The 14,109-nt window shown below is 55.8% G+C and carries 13 protein-coding genes; 3 read left to right on the forward strand and 10 right to left on the reverse strand.

Translation table 11 applies throughout. The features are described from left to right. Positions 1 to 49 precede the first annotated feature (49 nt). The 9 genes from H2O14_RS26350 to H2O14_RS26390 form a co-directional block, all read right to left on the reverse strand. Positions 50 to 1,855, reverse strand: coding sequence for an amidohydrolase (locus H2O14_RS26350; RefSeq protein WP_182830254.1), 1,806 nt, complete (start codon positions 1,853 to 1,855; stop codon positions 50 to 52). Between the two features lie 555 nt (positions 1,856 to 2,410). Continuing rightward, positions 2,411 to 3,280 (reverse strand): HNH endonuclease, encoded by an 870-nt coding sequence (locus tag H2O14_RS26355; RefSeq protein ID WP_246697853.1) that lies wholly within the window; start codon positions 3,278 to 3,280, stop codon positions 2,411 to 2,413. A 221-nt stretch (positions 3,281 to 3,501) separates the two neighbouring features. Next, positions 3,502 to 4,200, reverse strand: a complete 699-nt coding sequence (locus H2O14_RS29695) for a restriction endonuclease (RefSeq protein WP_409526988.1) — start codon at positions 4,198 to 4,200, stop codon at positions 3,502 to 3,504. 136 nt (positions 4,201 to 4,336) lie between these two features. Then, on the reverse strand, positions 4,337 to 5,020 hold the full coding sequence (locus tag H2O14_RS26365; RefSeq protein ID WP_182830257.1) for a hypothetical protein: 684 nt from the start codon (positions 5,018 to 5,020) through the stop codon (positions 4,337 to 4,339). 4 nt (positions 5,021 to 5,024) lie between these two features. Continuing rightward, positions 5,025 to 6,224, reverse strand: coding sequence for a hypothetical protein (locus tag H2O14_RS26370; RefSeq protein WP_182830258.1), 1,200 nt, complete (start codon positions 6,222 to 6,224; stop codon positions 5,025 to 5,027). Position 6,225: 1 nt separating this feature from the next. Continuing rightward, a complete protein-coding gene (locus H2O14_RS26375; RefSeq protein WP_182830259.1) occupies positions 6,226 to 8,466 on the reverse strand; it encodes an ATP-binding protein in 2,241 nt (746 codons plus the stop codon). Further along, the gene (locus tag H2O14_RS26380) at positions 8,463 to 8,915 is read right to left on the reverse strand and encodes a very short patch repair endonuclease (RefSeq protein WP_182830260.1); all 453 of its coding nucleotides are present in this window, start codon (positions 8,913 to 8,915) and stop codon (positions 8,463 to 8,465) included. The genes H2O14_RS26375 and H2O14_RS26380 overlap by 4 nt, the downstream gene beginning before the upstream one ends. Next, positions 8,912 to 10,006, reverse strand: coding sequence for a DNA cytosine methyltransferase (locus H2O14_RS26385; RefSeq protein WP_182830261.1), 1,095 nt, complete (start codon positions 10,004 to 10,006; stop codon positions 8,912 to 8,914). Before H2O14_RS26385 ends, H2O14_RS26380 begins: the two co-directional genes overlap by 4 nt. Next, positions 10,003 to 10,185, reverse strand: coding sequence for a hypothetical protein (locus H2O14_RS26390; protein ID WP_182830262.1), 183 nt, complete (start codon positions 10,183 to 10,185; stop codon positions 10,003 to 10,005). Before H2O14_RS26390 ends, H2O14_RS26385 begins: the two co-directional genes overlap by 4 nt. A 253-nt stretch (positions 10,186 to 10,438) precedes the next feature. Here H2O14_RS26390 and H2O14_RS26395 point away from each other — a divergent pair, with 253 nt between their 5' ends. The 3 genes from H2O14_RS26395 to H2O14_RS26405 all read left to right on the forward strand — a co-directional run bounded on the left by H2O14_RS26395 (position 10,439) and on the right by H2O14_RS26405 (position 12,459). Continuing rightward, entirely contained in the window at positions 10,439 to 11,200 is a 762-nt protein-coding gene (locus H2O14_RS26395; protein ID WP_182830263.1) for a hypothetical protein, read from the forward strand. Then, entirely contained in the window at positions 11,161 to 11,892 is a 732-nt protein-coding gene (locus H2O14_RS26400) for a hypothetical protein (protein WP_182830264.1), read from the forward strand. Before H2O14_RS26395 ends, H2O14_RS26400 begins: the two co-directional genes overlap by 40 nt. A 246-nt stretch (positions 11,893 to 12,138) precedes the next feature. Further along, on the forward strand, positions 12,139 to 12,459 hold the full coding sequence (locus H2O14_RS26405; RefSeq protein ID WP_182830265.1) for a hypothetical protein: 321 nt from the start codon (positions 12,139 to 12,141) through the stop codon (positions 12,457 to 12,459). A 388-nt stretch (positions 12,460 to 12,847) separates the two neighbouring features. Here the strand turns inward: H2O14_RS26405 and H2O14_RS26410 are convergent, their stop codons facing one another. After that, positions 12,848 to 13,981 (reverse strand): RHE_PE00001 family protein, encoded by a 1,134-nt coding sequence (locus tag H2O14_RS26410; protein ID WP_182830266.1) that lies wholly within the window; start codon positions 13,979 to 13,981, stop codon positions 12,848 to 12,850. Positions 13,982 to 14,109 lie beyond the last annotated feature (128 nt).

Consider the following 14,109-nt stretch of genomic DNA (forward strand, 5'->3'; position numbering starts at 1 on the left):
CTTCCAAGCGTCGCGCCGCCATGTCAGCAATTCAAAGGAACCTGCAAGCTCATTTCTCGCCGTAGTATGTTCCGAAATATTTCACCGGCGACCAATCAGGCAAAATCGGCGGGAGGGTCGGCGAAAGGGCGGCGTAGTCCTGTGCACCGAAAACGACCCTGCCGTCCATGACGGTGAGCACCGACGAGACTGACTTGATCTGATCGTCCGGAACCGAGAAGTAATCCCGGTCTAGGATGGCGAAATCTGCGAGATTGCCAGGAGCAATCAATCCCATCTCCGACTCCGTGTTCATGAACCAAGCGCCTCCCCTGGTGAAGAGTTTCAGGGCTTCTTCGCGGGTAAGCCTGTTTTCCGGAGCAAGCACTTCGGATCCCGAAACAGACCTGCCGGTGACCATCCAGCTCAGACCGACCCAAGGATTGAACGTGGCGGCACGAAATGCATCCGTGCTCATTGCAAGCGGAATGCCGCTATCGACAAGCTGGCGCAGACGCGGCGTCCACAGGGCCTGATCCCGTCCATGGCTTTTGATGAAAGCGTCGCCATGAAGTGCCATTTTGTGATCTAGCGCGATCCCTCCGCCCAGTTTCTTGACCCGTTCGATATTTTCCGGGCTGATGGTCTCTGCATGCTCGAGGCTCCACCGCAGTCCATTGAAAGGGATCTCCCGGTTGAGAGCTTCCAGGGCGTCGAGGAAGGGCGTGATGTTCTCGTTATAGCTGATATGCTCGCGGAACGGCATCCGCCTCTGGACAAGCTTCCTGATTTCCCGGTCAACCAGCCGATGCATTTGCTCGGGCGGAATGATCATGGCTGGACGCTCGAAGTTCTCATGATCATGCACCTCCGCCTCGAGGACTTCGCCTGCGCCCCGGTACTCGTGTCCGTGGGCGAGCGATGGATCCAGATTCTGTCCTGGGCTGATAGGCGCCGTCTTCGTGATCGCCTCAAGCTGCAAGTCCGTCATGCTGACGCCGGGTCCGCCGCCAAGCTGAAGAACGATGAAGGGCATGCGCACGTTCAGGCGCTTCTCGCGTGAGAGAACCTCCACCATCGCCTGCGCTTTCGGATATCCCCACCTGCTGCCAGCATCGATGATCGAGGTGACACCGAAGCGGTTCAACCCGTGGATGCTTGAGGTCAACGAGCTTACTTCCTCGTCGAAGGAGAGCTGCGGCACCATGGTCTCAAGAGCCACGAACGTCCAGGTGTTGCCGAAGACGACGCCGGTATATCTGCCTTCGCCATCCCGCTCGAATTTGGTGTCGGGCAAGTTTGGAAACCGATCAGTCCCGACGCCGAGGGTTTCCATCGCCTGCTTGTTCAAGAAGGCCTGGTTGTACGCGTATTGAACGATCAACGGCTTGTCGGGTACGGCCTGTTCAAGTTCTTCCATCGTAGGGAGGCGATTTTCCTTGAACTGGTAAGGCGACCAGCCTCCTATCACCTTGACCCACTGTCCGTCAGGCGTACGCGAAGCTTGCTCGCTCAACATTGCGAGCGCTTTGTCGATTGTAGGCACGCCATCCCATCGGATGTTGTAGTTAAAGCCGCTATCGTTGAGCACATGGGTGTGGGCGTCGATAATGCCGGGAATGAGGCGCCGGCTGTGCGCATCGATCACTTTTGTCTCAGAGTTTTTAAGGCTCAGGACGTCTGAATCCGATCCGACAGCATAAATCCGTCCTTTCGTAACAGCGATCGCGGATGCTTCTGGCTGCCCAACGTTACCAGTGAATATCTTCGCATTGAAAACAATGAGGTCGGCGCCCGGTGACCCCTGAGTGGTCTCTGCTCGACAAACGGAGATGGACGCGATCGCAAAGGATGCGATCAATATTTTCTTTATCATATGATCTTTCGCCAGGTTAGGACCCGTCGTTCTGCAGGTCTTTCCCACGGAACCTGTCATACCCCTCGGCGGCATAGAAGCCGTTGATCACGATACACGGCGTTGCAAGAAGCGGAACGCCGACCGTCACCGCTGACGCTCGATGAAATTACGCCTCAGGCTCTTGCTGGCGCCGTGCCGCCTTGGTCACGTCGAGGCCGATAGCGCCTTAGATGGGTTGACGGAGCTTTTGCCGAGCTCAGCGTCGAGTCGCCTGCAAGCCAAGGTCGACGATTTGCGCGTAGCAGCTTCTTAACTCCATTCGAGCGTAGAGCCGACAACTCGAATGGTCTGCTTACAGTACTCGGCAATTCCGCGTGAATGACAGGAATGACGGCGCAAAGCCGTCGCTGGGCCTGACCCGCAATAGGCTTGAGCAAGATGCCTTGCCAGTGTCTTCGCCTTGAAAGGAATCGAACCGTCGACGGCAAGGCAAAGGACCTATGCAGCTGAAAGATAAGCACTATTTTTTGCTTGGAACGACCCTCTTCACGCAAGCGAAAGAAGGCATAGCCGTCACATCGAACTGAATCGTTCGCGATGCCGCGCGACATACGGCTGATGAGGCCACAGCCGGGCATCCTCAGGTAAATGAATCCGGTCCATTTGTTTCGTAAACAGCGTTCGCAGCTCCGAAGGTACTTTGTTGTGCGAAACGAGAATCCGGTAATCATCGGTGAGCGAGATGAGGTGTCTGTCGAAAAGCCAATGCACCGTTGCCGAGAGTGCGATGCCGTTCTGTACGACGTCCGGACCGCCGTCGGCTACCGGCCATATGTGGGCAGCCTGTGCTTCGGATTTGCCCCCGCCGTTGACTATTCGCAGTCCGGTGATAGCGCAACGGTTGTCATAAGCATCGCAGACCTTGCGCCGAAAGCTGGCTTCCCGAATCTTGCGGTTCAACAAAATCTGCTCAATGCGGCGCTTCTGTTCAACGAGCGTAATATCGAGAAGCTCCTGTGTGGGGCCATCGACATGCTTGGGATCCAGCTCCAGCCGGACGGCGTTTTCGGCCGCGAGTGTTTCGGAAAGCCCAGCTCGGACGATTTCTGCAAAATCGGTGTCAGGAATGACACGAATGGATTTCCCTTGGAGGAAGGCACCCACACGTGTTGGATTCAACGACGAAAGTGACGTCTCCCAATAACGTCCATCGCGGACGAAAGGTACGGGTTCGTCGAACTCTTGATATTCCGCCATCACGGCGAACGCGTGGCCGGGCTTGATAGGGTCATCTTCGATAGCGACAACTTGCGCGGTGGCTACATATGCCCTGCGACCACCATTCCGCTGTGGCTCCCGATATATGATCCAGCCGCCGACCAATGTCTCGGCGACGGCGCGGTATTGTCGCGGGAAATGGTAACGGAACGCAATTTCGTCCATGTAACCAGAGTCCCGCTTGGTATCGAATATACCTCTCAAGATAAACCCCCGCTCCCCGTCAGGTCGAGCGTAAAGCGGGTTACGCGCATGTTCAACCGCCAACCGAATTCAGCTCTCAAAAGTGCATGGATAGCGCGTACCAGGATGGGGCTATGACCGCTCAAATTTTCCAGCCTGCACGGAGCCAAAAGGTCAGGCTGCATCTGAGATCTCTCGCGCAATCACGCCGTGGATAGAGATCGTCGGTTTACTGTTCGGACATTGCCCAAGCCCGTAACGAGATGAAGTTCTGCGGACTGCGCGCCTCGCTCATCCTCCTCGATAGACGCGAGCCAGAACCACGGCAGTCGACACGCGCACCGATGGCCTATGTCGGTGCCGTCGTCTGCGGGAACACAAAGAATCTCGCCGCAGGTTGCGCACAATACATGAAAGACACCGCAGCGATCGCACTTCCCGACATGGTGAACGAATGCGCGTCGCGCTGGGGTGCCGTCGAAAGCTAGAAGGCCTAGCGACACCTCCGGATAGCCATCCCAGAAAACGCGTCCGTTGCTACAGCGTGGGCGAGAGCAGCGGGGCCAAGTTCTTGGGTCAAAATCCTCAAGACGGTTGAGTGGCAATAAGCGAATACTGACCGCAGTCTGGGCTCGCTTCTCCGCAGCCTCCGTGTGTCCGTGAGGACAAACAAGGTAGCCGTGGGTTGCACCTACGTCTTCCATCATCCCGCGGAAGCTCTCAACATCCTTAACGTCGATCTTACGCTTGCGCCGCTTCGCGTCGACGATGATCCGCCGCGTGTTGTCGGTGTCGTGTCGCGCTTCGATCAGAACATCGATCTGTCGCTTGATGCCGGTGATTGCTCCACGTATTAAAGCGTTCGGAGTCACGCAAAATTCCGTGGACAGTTGATCTGCCATCAAGCGTGCGACTAATCGCTCGTAGAGTTTCCAGTCTTCCCAAGTGTCCGGAATTGTCACTGCTCCCTAGAGGGCGATAGCCAGCAAGTTCATATCAGGAATCCCTGAATCTTTGCTGACCTATCGCACGTGGGCATCACTTCCCTACCGCAACTTCGTCTTTCAAAGGAGCGAAGCGGGAAAAATCAACCGAGACCTCTTTGCAGCACCTCGCGTAAGCGGTTCTTATAGAATTGCTCGTCGAAAAGCCGGAGTCCCGCATCATCTTTTGAAAGAAGCGGCGCGTGTCCTTTCGGCCCAGGACGGCCATGATAGCGCATGTTGTCAATTCGACAATATTTGAAGCGTTGACTGGAACGGTTGGAAAATGCTCCGATACTGGTACTGCATGAGGAACCTTTTCTTTGTCACCGAAATTTCTACACGGCTGGCAGTGGTAGAAGTCGTGCTCCTCACCTTGCTCCGGCGCTTCAAACCGGAATGCGATAAACGATTTCGAGCCGTCGATTTCCGACCAATGACCGAGGAACAGGCGAAATTCAAAGGGATCCGCAGCGAAATTCCATCTCAGCCACATACCTAGAACCGATTCCTTTTCTCGTCCAAGGGGCGGCATGATCAAGATCTTTTTCGACGGAAGGCACCCAACCGGTTTACGGCCAATCAGGTGAATTTCGCCGCCGTCGAAGACGGCGAAATTTCCAGAAACTCGGCGTTCGAAGAGATCGACGTCATCGCGCGCAGCACGTCGGTACCACGACAGTCCTTCGGTTTTCAGCCGCTCCAGGATCAATATTACGGCCTCATACTGCTCCTTCATGGCTTCAGCCGAAACGCATCCGGCGCTGCGGGCCGTAAGTGATCGAACTTAGTTTCTCAATCGCGCGCCTGTCGCCGAAGTTATGGAAGTCAGCTCTGTACTGAGTCAACTTTTCGCTCGGCAGGAATCGTGATGTATCTTCCGCAAGATGGAAGCGAACATTCTCTTTCTCAAGATATTCGTCCTGCAGATCGTCAATCTTGCTGTCGCGTGACAACTGGTACCAATTGAAGACCTGGCGACCGAGCGCGCTCGAAGCGCGCTCGTTGATGTATTTGGACAGCAGGTCCCAATCCAGTAGGTTTTCCGGGTCGAGGGTCGCCTTGATCCACGCCTCAGGATCTCCGACATCGCTCTTGTCAGACAAGATCACAAACGGCAGTCGATCGATCAGATGCGGAACGTCGATGAGGACGTCCATTGGTCTCAAGACAGCACGGTCCAACCATTTGGCGATTCGGAATGCCGCATAGTTGGTGAGCTCGTCGGGCATCGTTTCGATCAGCGACTCGGAAATTTTGGGATCAAGCGATTGAGTCAGAAATCCGCGGAGCGTGACCTTCCGAAGATCTTCAGCTGTTTGCGCTTTACTGCTCAGGAAGCCGAATGCAGTATCGGAAAGTTCTGTTGCCGCCTCCAGATCCAAGCCGATCAGATCACAGATCGGCGCGTCGTAACCCGCGCCGGAAAGCGACTCCGCCAGACTTCGCGCTGCGGAGAGCAAGGTAGGCATCGGCCGCCAAATCGTGGGATTGAACGTTCCCGCATAAGGTTCAACGGGACGCCAGAGCGGCGTGCTTCCGATCAGCTCCGCCGCAACGTTCAGGTCCGCAAAGCTCTCCAGATGTCCTCTCATCCCGAGGTCGAACTGGGCACTTCGGTACTGGTTCATCACCACGATCGCGCCGCAAGTAGAGTAGGTCCTCGCAAGGCGTGCCACACCTTCACCTGTGGTTCTGCTGCCGGCCCCATCAAGGTGGAGGAGGTCATAGTCGACAACTAGTACGTCAATTTCGTCGAACTCGGTTGAGTGGATGTGCGGATCTGATTTTTCCTCAACCGCGATCTTTCTATTGAGCAACTTAGATATTTCGTCCTTTGCGCTGTCCATCCGCGCAACATCGGCGCTATCAAGCGCATCGGAAATATCCTTTACCCACGAATCCGCGATGTCTTTGACATCATCACAAACACGAATTCTCATCTTACCGATCTACCCTCCAGCTCAGTTCGAAGGTCGTGCTCCATGCGTCGCTTTCCGGCGTGACGAAAGCGACGGAGCAGTGCCTGCTCTCTGCGATCATCTCGACTATAGTGAGTCCCAATCCGGTTCCACCCATACCCAATTCCCGCCGCTCCTGTGAAATCTTCGAATTTCGGACAAATGGCTTAAACATATCGTCGGCGTTTTCGCCGACCCCAACACCGTTGTCCGAAATCTGCAAGCGGGCAGAGCGATTATGAATTGACGACGAAATCTCTATTTTTGGGTTTTCCCTGTCGAGTGTCGCGTTCACCGCATTCAAAAGAACGTTCTGAAGTATCGCATTCCACTCGGAAAAAGCCGCTGCAGGTAGATAGAGACCCCTCTGCAGACGGAACCCGATAGCGACGCTTCCGAGCAGCGGTTTGAGGTTATCGACGACAGCCCGCACCACACCTTCGCTGTCGAGCGCCTCTACTTTCTCTCTGTCTTCGGCATCGAGAAGTGGCAGGAAGATGTTTCTTGTGGCCTCTAGCCTATCAACCCAGGCAACAAGCTCGTCGGTCGTAGAGCTTAGTTCGGGAATGTCATTCTCAACAGCGATCCTCTTCAGCTTGCGAAGCTTCGAGCGAACCCCCTGCATTTCCTTCCGAGTTTCGTGTTCGATTGCCAAGGCAGCCATCCCGGCTGAAGCCAAGGGTCCCAAAATCACTCGCGAAGCCTCGTCGGTCTCCCGAACTCTCTCCAGGCTGGCGTCTACGTCGTCGAGTTCGCTCTCGAGCGCTGCGATGTTCTCATCGTCCGGATAGGCGGCGACCACGTCGTCCACCAGCATGCGCATGCGCCTTAACTTCGATTCGGGGCGCTCGGAAGGACGAACGATCTCTATCGTTTCGGCAACTCGGCGACGTTTGAGTGTCGCGTAGTAGTCGATGGACTGCCTGACGCTGTCTTTCAAAGCGGCGAAAGCCTTGTTGGCCACCAACCTGTCGCGCGATACCTGGATTTTGAGAAATTCGCCGGAGTCTTTACGGCTCCCATCCGCCAGACTATTTTCACGCGACGTATTCACGTTCACCACGCCGAAGATACGGCCTTGGGTCGGTAGGTCGTTCAACGCCCTAGCCACATGCAAGTGGTCCGGAAGCAGTTTCGACCGATTGCGACGATGGGAGTGGTCGTATTCCAATTCGAGCCAGTCATTCTCTGCCCCGTAATAAGGAAGACGAAACCCCTTGTCGAAAACAGTTACGCCGCCGTAGCGTTCAAAATACTCCCGCATGTCAGTGACAGATACGCCGCCGGCCTGACGTCCCGCTAGATTGTAAATCCGAATCTCCCAATCGGCCTCACGCAGATAGTCGGGGCAATCGAATTTCTCCGATCGCCTATCGCCGTCGTCGAACTCGACCGTCACCAGAGAAACCGTTCGACCCTCCTCACGATCGATCTTTCCGCGGATAATCGCTTGATAGTTTTCAAGCGCCTGAGTCAGCTGGGTCTCAAACGCCTCGTCAATCCCTGGCAAATCCGTCTTGAAGACGATACGAAAGTCATTGGCGTCGTTTCGTTGCCGCCGATTGCTTCCGAAAAGATAGATCGGCGAATTGAGCATCCATATCTGCCGCCCGAGCTCGCGTATCTCCTGCGCATCCCAACTCTGTTTGAGATCGTGCAGCCGAACTACAGTCCCGTGAGTTGAACCTCTAGGATACAGCGGCTCGTCCGAGGGCTCCATACGGTAGAGCGCCTCAGCCTCCGTCAGGTTACCCTTATCGATGGCGCTCTCCCAGTCCACGAAGGCGTGGAGGCGCATGGCAGAACCGACTGCAGTCGATAACAGTTGCATGCGGCGGGCAAGAAATTGCGCCGAAAGGCGACCCACACCTTTGGACCCAGTCACACGACGGCCAAGCTTTCTGCTGCGGTCGGCGTGTTGTTTGTGGCGGGTGCCGATGGTCATCCAATACCCGAGAAAATCCTCTTCCGACATTCCATGACCATCATCCGATACTCTGATTTCCGTTGCTGAGAGTTCCACGATGCATCGGGACGCGTCGGCGTCGTAAGCGTTCTTGATCAACTCAGCCAAAGCGATATATGGCTTGCCAACAAGGCGTTCGCCCAGTTCCCTAAGAAGTGCCGAATCCGCTTTGAAAAGAGCGACCTCGTTCGCACCGGCAGCGACCTGCTCGTCGTAGCCGTCTCGGTTCTCGATTGTGGACGACACGACGTCTGTCATTGTGGTCGTTCACCTTCGCTTGGTGTCCCGTCTACGCGCTCTAGAAACTCTCGCAATCTCTCACTGAGAGCATGCGGTTTCGACGTGTCGCATTCCCAGACAGTGAAAGTCTCCCACCCAAGGTCTCGGAGCTTTCGTTCCACCTCGGCGTCGCGCTCAACGTTGCGTGTGAACTTGTCTGCCCAAAAATCGGCTCGGGTTGCGGGAACTGAAGCCTTCTTGCATCCGGGATGACGGTGCCAGAAGCAGCCGTGGACGAAGATTGCCTTTCGTCTGCTCCCGAAAACGATGTCAGGTCGACCGGGCAAGTCCTTCCGATGGAGCCGGTACCTGTAATTCATGGAATGTAACAGGCGGCGCACGATCATTTCCGGCTTGGTGTCCTTTTGACCCACGGAGGCCATAATCCGATGTCGCGTAGGGTCGATCGTCTCTGCATCCGAGCTCATTTTGAGCACTCTTCAAGATGGTCCTTAATCCTACGAGCAATTGCTCTTCCCAGGTCGACTGGTACCGCATTCCCGATCAAGCGTCCAACCGACTTCATTTCGATCCTTTGACCCTCGGGAACGAACGCGTAGTCCGGGGGAACGTCTGTATCAACGCCCTCCCTCAGCGAGATTGCACGATCCTGTTCCGGATGGCCGAACCTGCCGTTCCCAAAACCAAAGAACTGTGTCGTCATCGTCGGCGCGGGTTGGTCCCATTCCATTCTTCCGTAGACGGAAGAATATCCTTGACCGCTTTCCTTACGATGACAATCAGTGACCAAATCACCGTCCCAGTCTCTCCAGCTGCCGCCTGGCTTCGACGCTTTCATCCGCGTCACGTTGGTTGAAGAGAGCGCACTGCACCGGTGCAAAGGATCGTCCGCGTCGGCCTCGCCGGCCGTCAATGGTTTCAGCGATCCAATCGTCTGGCGGACGGTCACGTAGCGCTCTGTCGTATGTGTCGGAGTCGGAACACCGGGAGGACCATATCTGGAGGCAAGAAGAACGAGCCTCGATCGCGACTGCGGGATCCCGAAGTCGGGGCAATACGCTACCGTCCAATCGACGAAGTAGTCGTTGTTGCGCAGAGCACGGACGAAAGCGTGAAACACCGACGCGTCCTTGAACTTCTGGAGCCTCGGCACGTTTTCCATTGACACGATGTCGGGTTTTATCTCACAGATGAGCCGGGAGAAATGTTCGAGTAGTTGCCAGCGGCCGTCTTCGCGACCTTGCGAATACTTGGAAAAGGGTTGGCAAGGCGCACAACCGACGAGGATCCTCGGAACGCCCGGAACGAACCTGTCGTTCAGCTCCTTGGGGTCGATGCTTGCGACATCAAGCGGCAAGAAGGGGGCGTCGTTGTTCGTCTCAAAGGGGAACCGGCACTTTTCGTCGATGTCAACGCCGGCAACGACATCAAACCCCTCGAGCTTGAAACCATGGGAGAGCCCGCCGGCTCCACAAAACAGATCGACGACGGACCCGTAGCTGAGAGACTGAGCTTGGCTACGTGGTCTACGTTTCAACGACACAGCGGCTTGATTCATGAGCGCCCCTTCCTTTTGTCCCGCAATTCTTCGCTCGCGACTTCGTAACCTGCTGCGGACAACGCACTCAGTATCAAAGTGCGGATCGTTACTCCCTTCTTCGCCGCATCCATCGCAAGTTCGCGCTTTAGCGTGGAGGGGACCTTGAGTTGGAGGTTGTCGGTTTCGGCGTCGCTCATTTCGCTCACGCGGCTAAAGTTTGATGACGGTTCTTCTATATATCATGTTTTCAAGAAGACCATACTTTCAAATGATGGAGGCGATTTTTAGGGCGTCTTCATGGATTTCGACAGCAACCTATCAACGCCCCAAGCGAGCGGTTCAAACTTGTGCATCGACGGACTCACTTCGATGCGGCCGCTTTCGGATTCTTTCGGGGTCGCTGCAATCCCCGGCTGTCTCAAGCCTTGCTTTCGTGGCAGATATAGAGGGATGGAAAAGCTCGCAATAAAATCGATCTCTTTGACGCGCTTCAACGCGCTTGGAGGGTACGCTCGACATCCCGCTACGATGATGACGCTTGAGGAACTCGAATATCTTGAGATTGAGGGCGGAAGCGTGATCGGCATACTGACAAAAGACCTGACGGACGAGGATTTCGGCGGAATAGTCATGGCCAGAGACCGCAATCTCCGCTTTCGTGGCGTAGACGTGACAGGTTTTTTCGCGCACTCGGAAGAAGCGAGGGAAGCCCTGGTGGATGGCATGCGGAATGCGGCTCGAGTACAGGTAGAGGCTCATCACCAAGGCGACGAAGTCGGCGAACCCGTCGATTTCTTTGCGCATCGACACGAACCTGCCCGCCTCAACCCATCGTTCGTCCAATTGACCACAAACGAGGGGTATTCGCCCGCACGTGATATTATCGAACCGATGATGCGGTGGTACGAGGATGCTGATGGAAACTTCGTCGAGCAATTCCAAACCACCGGATTCGACCAGCGGATCTGGGAGCTGTATCTATTCGCCCTTCTGATCGAGGCCGGTTACCTGCTTGATCGAAAGCACAATGTTCCCGATTTTTCTTGTAGCGGCTTCCTCGGAAAGCTCTTCGTCGAGGCAGTCACAGTCGGACCGACAGTGCGAGAAGGTCGAATCGTTCCCCGCCGGCAATCGACACGCCGGAGGGACTGGAGCGCCATCTCAAGGACTACATGCCGATTAAGTTTGGCAGTCCGCTCTTCTCAAAGCTGAGGAAGAAATACTGGCTTCATCCACACGTAGCCGACGCTCCGCTGGTTCTTGCGATCGCCGATTTCTCGTCGCCTATGTCGATGGTTCATTCCCAGCCGGCTCTGGAAAGATATTTATGGGGGTACGAACACGAAGGAGTGCTCAATGATAGCGGCACGCTAGTCATTACGCCACGTCGAATCGAGCAGCATCAATACGATGGAAAGGTTATTCCTTCAGGCTTTTTTCGATTGCCAGACTCAGAGAATGTAAGCGCAGTCGTCAGCACGAATGCTGGAACCATTGCTAAATTCAACCGATTGGGCGTGTTAGGGAAATTCGGCTCTAAAAGGGTCTTGCTCGTGCGAGAAGGTAGGATGGTCGATCACGACCCGAATGCAACGACCAACAAGTTCTTCAAGGTTATCGTCAATTCGGATGGATATGAGGAAGACTGGATCGAAGGACTAAACGTCTATCACAATCCCAGAGCTAGAGTGCCCTTGCAGGTGGAAATGCTACCAGGTGCCGCACATCATTTTTGTGGCGACGATGGACAGGTCACCAGTTTTACGCCTCACTTTCACCCAACGTCGTCGATTACCCACCATCACTACCCTGTGAATGTCGCATCACTCTTGGCTGAGGTTGGTGACAAGACTCATATGATTTGGACCGTCAAGTCCAAAGAGGGCGATCCCGAAGCAGAATAGGGTAACGATCACTGTCTATCGTATGGGCTGTGGTGACCACGCAGAGTTACCTACCCACGCGTCGAGCCCGATTTCCTCAAGCTCCGCGCAAACCTTGGACGGCTCCCTCAATTCGCAACTGATAATTGGCGAAACGGACGGATTTTTTCATCGTTGCAGATTGATAATTCCTCCCCTCACACCCAGATGGAAAACGTAGAGCGCAAAATTGTAGAGCCATCATTCTCATCCGGAGAGGACAATTTCATGCCGAAGACTCGTAGGAAAGTAGCCAGCAAACCGAGACGCTACATTTTGGAGCTCAATCGTGCCGTTGGGGACAGCGTGCGCAAGGCGCTTCGTTACTTCGAGCGGCGTGGCATTCCCGCTGACATCCTGCCGCACAAGACTACGTTGCAGATCACCAAGCCGGACAATATGCCGTTTGGCGAATTCCTTCGCATTATCGGCAAAGGGATACAGGCTCGTATTGGTAGCGTAATTATGTTCAGCCAGACCACCGGCAATGCCTTTATCTGCAACAACCGTGGCAATCGCCCCGGCAAGTTCTTCCGCGTTCCGGGCTAAGTTTTTTCCATGTGATTGCTGTTAGAGGCCCTACGGGGCCTCTTTTCGTTTGAGTGGCAGTTGCTACTCCCGCGCATAAGTCGGGACGGATCGCTCTGATTGTCTCACCCCTGTGCAACGGCCCGCAACAGGTCCAGCGTAGTCCTCCTAAGGGATCTTGTGAACTTGAGAGCGCCCTGTGGCAGGGAAACCGCAATACGGTTCATGGTCCGATCGGAGGTCGAAGTTACTGGGGCGCGGGTTGCGCGTAAACATGTGCCACCCTCTGTCATCTCATGCCTCGCTACACACTTTCGCACCAGCTAGGCCACTCTGATGTTAAAGCGATTGCACGTACTTAGCGAATTACAGCAGATAGCGGATCTGGTCGTTCGAGAAACGGTCAAGGCTATACTATTCCCCACGCCCGAAACCTCCCCCTCCCCGTCATCTCTCTCAACCCCAGTTCCTGCACGATCCGCCGCGCTCCCTGCGGTGTGACCTCAAGCGTCTTCGCCACCATGCCGGCAGAAATCAGCGGCCGCGCCATGACCAGCTCAACAAGCTCCGGCAGCCTGGATGACGTCCGCCGTCCTTCAAGCTTGCGCATCATCATCTGCCGCGCCAGCACCAGCCGGTCATGCTCCTTCAGGCCGCTCTCAGCCGCGATGGCCAATGCCCTTGTAATTGCCAGCAACCGCGTCTCGCGATCACGATGCCGGCGCCGATCGACAGGAATAGCCTTGAGCCCCAGATTGATCGCGGCGAGATGACCGCCGGTAGTCACACCTCCTTCGCGCAGAAGGGAGGCGGCGAGCAGCCGACCAAGCCAGGGCGCATGCTGGAGGACGGAGATCTCATTCCAGGCATCGAGGGCGACGATCGCCTGAAGGACCGGTGGCAGATCCTGGGCGCGAGCCAGCACGGCCTGCCACTCCGCCAGCCGCTCGTCCTCATCCCAGTCGAGGTCATAAACGAAGGGATCCTTGTCCGGAGTGTTCTTGGCGCGACCCGGCGTCTTCGCCTCTTCGATCGCGGCCTCGGACCGGGCGAGCACCGCATCGATCGCGGCAAACGCATCACTCAGACCGTCGGCATCAGGATCTCCGGCCTCCCCTACCCCAGCCCGAGTGTCGCTGACCTCAACATTCCCATCCGGCAAACCCTCCCCGTCGTCACCCGATGATGCCGCGGGCCACGCCCGCCCGCGCAGCGAAGCGAGGCCTTGAACAGAGAGCGCCCAGGCCGGTGGATGGGCGGCGATGCGACGGCGGGTTTTCAGGATGTCGCGGGCGATAGTAAGTTCGTGGGTGGGTGCGCGGATGTCGCGGAGTGCATCATGCAGGACGAGGTCCTCGAGATGGACGAGTTCGCCATCGACCCAGAGTGAGGCATGCGCCTCGAGGAAATGCGAGCGCTCGAGAAAGCCCTTACCGACGGGAGAGCGGGCAATGCGCTCATCGAGGCGGGCAAGCACGACGGCGGCGTCGGAAATTGGCCGCAGCAGGCTCTGGATGGGCAATTTTGCGAGATCGTAAGACATTGAATTTATGGTAAATGATTCATTAAGCGAAATCTATCTCTACATTTGAGTTCGCCACCCCATAGAATGCTCCAGGCCACGCCTGGCCGCCGATAAGTAACCCTTATCGGAACTGATTGATTTGGCGA

The sequence above is a fragment of the Rhizobium sp. G21 genome, from assembly GCF_014158035.1.
In the GTDB taxonomy this organism is placed as follows: Bacteria; Pseudomonadota; Alphaproteobacteria; order Rhizobiales; family Rhizobiaceae; genus Rhizobium_E.

Bases quoted from the DNA above. Each gene is read 5' to 3' on its own strand.
- H2O14_RS26370 (WP_182830258.1), bottom strand. From the start codon at position 6,224: ATGAGAATTCGTGTTTGTGATGATGTCAAAGACATCGCGGATTCGTGG.
- H2O14_RS26395 (WP_182830263.1), top strand. From the start codon at position 10,439: ATGGAAAAGCTCGCAATAAAATCGATCTCTTTGACGCGCTTCAACGCG.
- H2O14_RS26375 (WP_182830259.1), bottom strand. From the start codon at position 8,466: ATGACAGACGTCGTGTCGTCCACAATCGAGAACCGAGACGGCTACGAC.
- H2O14_RS26400 (WP_182830264.1), top strand. From the start codon at position 11,161: ATGCCGATTAAGTTTGGCAGTCCGCTCTTCTCAAAGCTGAGGAAGAAA.
- H2O14_RS26385 (WP_182830261.1), bottom strand. From the start codon at position 10,006: ATGAATCAAGCCGCTGTGTCGTTGAAACGTAGACCACGTAGCCAAGCT.
- H2O14_RS26355 (WP_246697853.1), bottom strand. From the start codon at position 3,280: ATGGACGAAATTGCGTTCCGTTACCATTTCCCGCGACAATACCGCGCC.
- H2O14_RS29695 (WP_409526988.1), bottom strand. From the start codon at position 4,200: ATGGCAGATCAACTGTCCACGGAATTTTGCGTGACTCCGAACGCTTTA.
- H2O14_RS26350 (WP_182830254.1), bottom strand. From the start codon at position 1,855: ATGATAAAGAAAATATTGATCGCATCCTTTGCGATCGCGTCCATCTCC.
- H2O14_RS26380 (WP_182830260.1), bottom strand. From the start codon at position 8,915: ATGAGCTCGGATGCAGAGACGATCGACCCTACGCGACATCGGATTATG.
- H2O14_RS26405 (WP_182830265.1), top strand. From the start codon at position 12,139: ATGCCGAAGACTCGTAGGAAAGTAGCCAGCAAACCGAGACGCTACATT.
- H2O14_RS26410 (WP_182830266.1), bottom strand. From the start codon at position 13,981: ATGTCTTACGATCTCGCAAAATTGCCCATCCAGAGCCTGCTGCGGCCA.
- H2O14_RS26365 (WP_182830257.1), bottom strand. From the start codon at position 5,020: ATGAAGGAGCAGTATGAGGCCGTAATATTGATCCTGGAGCGGCTGAAA.
- H2O14_RS26390 (WP_182830262.1), bottom strand. From the start codon at position 10,185: ATGAGCGACGCCGAAACCGACAACCTCCAACTCAAGGTCCCCTCCACG.